3 protein-coding genes and 2 pseudogenes are annotated in these 3,612 nt (G+C 67.6%); 4 read left to right on the top strand and 1 reads right to left on the bottom strand.

Annotation, left to right across the window (positions count from 1 at the left end):
* The 4 genes and pseudogenes from DKL51_RS35895 to DKL51_RS28025 form a co-directional block, all read left to right on the top strand.
* Nucleotides 1-268, top strand: a 268-nt coding sequence (locus DKL51_RS35895) for a helix-turn-helix domain-containing protein (protein WP_221623252.1), incomplete at its 5' end; no start/stop codon positions are given.
* A 2-nt stretch (nt 269-270) separates the two neighbouring features.
* Nucleotides 271-540, top strand: a pseudogene (locus tag DKL51_RS37310) (site-specific integrase); the annotation flags it as partial.
* A 451-nt stretch (nt 541-991) separates the two neighbouring features.
* Nucleotides 992-1,240: pseudogene (locus DKL51_RS37305) on the top strand (tyrosine-type recombinase/integrase); the annotation flags it as partial.
* A 441-nt stretch (nt 1,241-1,681) separates the two neighbouring features.
* Nucleotides 1,682-2,218 carry a DUF6933 domain-containing protein gene (locus tag DKL51_RS28025; RefSeq protein ID WP_221623251.1) on the top strand — a complete coding sequence of 179 codons (537 nt, stop codon included), beginning with the start codon at nt 1,682-1,684 and terminating at the stop codon, nt 2,216-2,218.
* Between the two features lie 362 nt (nt 2,219-2,580).
* Here DKL51_RS28025 and DKL51_RS28020 read toward each other — a convergent pair whose 3' ends face one another.
* Nucleotides 2,581-2,988 (bottom strand): acetylxylan esterase family protein, encoded by a 408-nt coding sequence (locus DKL51_RS28020; RefSeq protein ID WP_109964717.1) that lies wholly within the window; start codon nt 2,986-2,988, stop codon nt 2,581-2,583.
* Between the last annotated feature and the right edge of the window lie 624 nt (nt 2,989-3,612).

Here is a 3,612-nt window from a genome sequence, read left to right as displayed (position 1 = left end):
GTCAGAAGCCGCAGCACGACTGCGCGTCACGGAATCCTGGCTGCGCCGCCGCGCCGGCCGCCGCCAGATCCCCTGCACCTTCCTCGGCAAGCACCTGCGCTTTTCCGCCGCCGACCTCGCCGCCATCATCGCCGCCGCCGCGGAACCCGCCACCGGACGGCGCCCCACCCGGCGACGCCCACGACCGCCTGCCACCACCGACTTGCCCCACGCCGGAAGTCACGCGTCCATCACCGACGCACCGCACACGAACCGATCGGAGGAATAGCGATGGCCTGGGTGGAAAAGCGCGGCACCAAATTCCGCGTCCGCCTCCGCATGCCCGACGGCACCGTCACCACCGACTCCGTCCACGACGTACGCGCCGACGCCGTAATCCGCGCCACAGAGATTGACGTGGAAGTCGCCCGCGACACCTTCATCGACCCCCGTGGCGGACGCATCCCCCTCGCCGACTGGGTACCGATCTGGCAGTCAACACACCAGGCATCCCCGGCCACCTGGTCGGCCTACCGCAGCCATCTGCGGCTGCACATCCTGCCCGCCCTCGGCCCGCTGCCCCTGGTCGACATCCGCCGCCAACACGTCAACACCCTCGCCGTCGCCCTCGGCACGCGACTCTCACCCCGATCCGTCACCGACGTGATCATGGTCCTGTCGATGATCCTGCAGGAAGCGGTGGAAGACCGCCGGATCCCGCTCAACCCCTGCCGCGGCATCCGCATCCCCAAAGGCATCCGCGCCGAACGACCCCACGCCACCGCCGAGCAGGTCGCCGCCATCGTCGCCCGCCAACCACGGCCCTGCGACGGACTGATGATCCTCACCGCCGGCTACACCGGCATGCGATGGGAAGAACTCGCCGGCCTCGCCCGCGACAACCTCGACCTCACCACCGGCAGCATTAACGCCACCCCGATGTCGGCGCGCTGCACGAAGTCGACGGCAAGCTGTACCTCGGCCCACCCAAAACCAGACTCCCGTCCGCCACATCCGGCTACCCCGCTTCCTGACCAACCTCCTCGCCACCCACCTCGCCGATCATCCCCACACCACCGTCTTCCCCGGCGCCCGCGGCTACCACCAACGCCGCTCCAACTTCAACCGCCGCGCTCGGACTCCCGCCGTCGCGGGCAAGCCGAACAGAGGAATCCCGCCGATCCTGCCCGGCATGCACTTCCACGACCTACGCCACAGCCACAAGACCTGGCTCATCGAAGACGGCATCCCCGAGATCGCCCAAGCCCGCCGCCTCGGACACCGCCTCGCTGGCGTAAGAGGCATCTACAGCCACGTCACCGAACCCATGATCAACTATTTCACCGAAGCCTTGCAGCACCGTTGGGAAACCACCACCCCGATAGCCCCGACACGGTCGTCCGCCGGCTGCGCCCTGTCGCATGACAGGTCAGACCGGTCGAGGGCGAAGCCATCAGACGCGCTCACGCCTGCCGCACCTGTCGCGCAGCCTGCGTCCGAAGTCGCCCGCCACGGTGCGCTCGTCACAAACACCGGAGATGCCTCCGGCGAGGGCTCTGTCTCACGTGCTGGGGCCGCCCCGCCTGGGACTGGCCGGCGGCAGGCATCCGCCGTCGCCTGCCACAGCCTGACCGGCGCTGGAGCCTCTGGAACCTACCGCCTCAGGCACCCACTCATCGGCTCTGTTAGCCATGCCCGGCGGATGCGACCCGACGGGTTCGACGGTGGCCAGCCGCCGCCAGCCACCCGACCCTCCGGCGGCGCCCGCCCGGCGTTGACCGGCAGGATGGCAGGGTGCTCATCGTCCGCGCGACCAAGAAACTGCTGGCCCGGATCGGCCCGGATCGGCCCGGCCGACCTGAACGGCGAGGAGTCGACCACACTGCTGGGCCAGTGGTATGCCACCGTCCTGCCCTGGCGCCCGCAGGCCGCGCTGCTGGTCAACGAACCGACCTTGCTGCCCGTGCTGATGCCGCTGGCGCCCGCGGCCACTCTGCTCGACCGGATCAGCGACCACATCGCCACCGCCCTGGCCGCCCACCAGGCACCGCACACCGTCATCGAGAACGAACGACGGCACATGAACGAGCATCGGGTCGCCAGCACTGTCAACCGCAGCGTCGTCGGCATCATGAACCAGTTCAGCTACCTGGCCACCGTCTACCGCCGCGACGACCCCGGCCAGAGCCTGCTCGACCTCTCACTGCGACTGGCCACAACGCCGTGCAGCCCCCTGTAGTCCAAGAGCATCAGCCCAGACCGAGAACTCGCCGCCCTCCTCACATCGGCAGCCTGACCATCGCAGCAACCGCACCAGCACTGAAACCATCCCGCGTCCGCTGGAACCGAAACCGCGCGGGCATCTGGCGAGACATCCTCGATGACGACTCATCCCCGGGTTTCGCGGGCACGCTCTGCCGAAGTGCTCCCAACGCGAACTCGCCTACACCCAGGCCAACAGCGAGACGTTCATCGCCGCACTGAATCGGCAAGGCCGAACACCGTCTTCATCGACCGACAGTGACGCCCACTGCGTGGCACGCGGTCGGTGGCAGATCCGGATATCCGATCTTGCCTAACAAACGGGATGCGTTTCCCGGCTCAACTGCCGGCGGCCAGATGCCGGGACATGAAGTCGCGCCATAGAGCGACGGCCGCGGGCTTGGTTTCCGCGTGCATGCCGGTGTAGGCGGCGAGCTGTTTGTCCTCCGATCCCAGCAGGTCGAACAGTGTCAGCTGACCTTTCCTGGGGAAGATTTCGTCGTGCCACTGAAGGTGGAAGAGCGTCGGGGCTGTGACTCGCCGAGCATCGCGGGCAACGCGCTGCGGCGCGGCTAGGCCCTCATGCATGGCGTCTGACTGGTGAAGGCCGAACTTACCGAGGACCAAGCACCGAAACCGGTCACCCAACATGGCAGCCAGGGGAAGACCGAACCGAGTCCCCATGGACATGCCCAGATATCCGAGCCGGTCGGCGTCAGCCACACCCGAAGCGGCGATCGCGTCCACGGTCGCCCGCCGTCCTCGGTCATCTGATCGAGGACTACCTCGATCCCGACGGCTGCCATGTGGGCTGGGTATGCGGCCGTCGGCAAAACGGTACCTACACGATCGCCGTGGTAGGGGCCGTCGATCGCGACCACCGCGAAGTTGGCATGCGTGGTGAACCATCGGGCGAGCTCGACGATTCGGCTGCTTCGTTTGTGCCCGCTACCTCCGTGGCCGAGCAGGATCAGCGGACGCGGGGCGGACCTGGAAGACGGCAGCCACAGCAGGCCCGGTATTGCGCCGACGGTCCGGCTGATGTGGAACGGCCGCTCGGTAACCCCGTCGACCACCTGATGTTCCGACCACTCGATAGTCGCCCGCACGAGGCCATTGAACCAGTCGATCACCAGAGGTCAGCTCCTCGTCGTACCGAGGCGCCCGCGCCCGCAGCTCCGGGCAAGTCATCGAGCTCCCAGTACAGTCAGCAACCATCCGTTCGACGCCGGAGCGCACGTTCGGCGGCAGACATCCTATGTTTTTCGTTGTCAAGAACTGGGGTGGAGATGGGCCCAGGCAGTTGTCTCGTCGTAGGCGGCGCCGGTCTTGAGGCAGCCGTGCAGGATGCCGACGAGGCGATTGCCGAGT

Source organism: Micromonospora globispora (genome assembly GCF_003857015.1).
GTDB classification, from domain to species: domain Bacteria; phylum Actinomycetota; class Actinomycetes; order Mycobacteriales; family Micromonosporaceae; genus Micromonospora; species Micromonospora globispora.
Note: the sequence above shows the minus strand (reverse complement) of the source record. Positions and strands in the feature narration are given on the sequence as shown.

Bases quoted from the DNA above. Each gene is read 5' to 3' on its own strand.
- DKL51_RS28025 (WP_221623251.1), top strand. From the start codon at position 1,682: ATGCGACCCGACGGGTTCGACGGTGGCCAGCCGCCGCCAGCCACCCGA.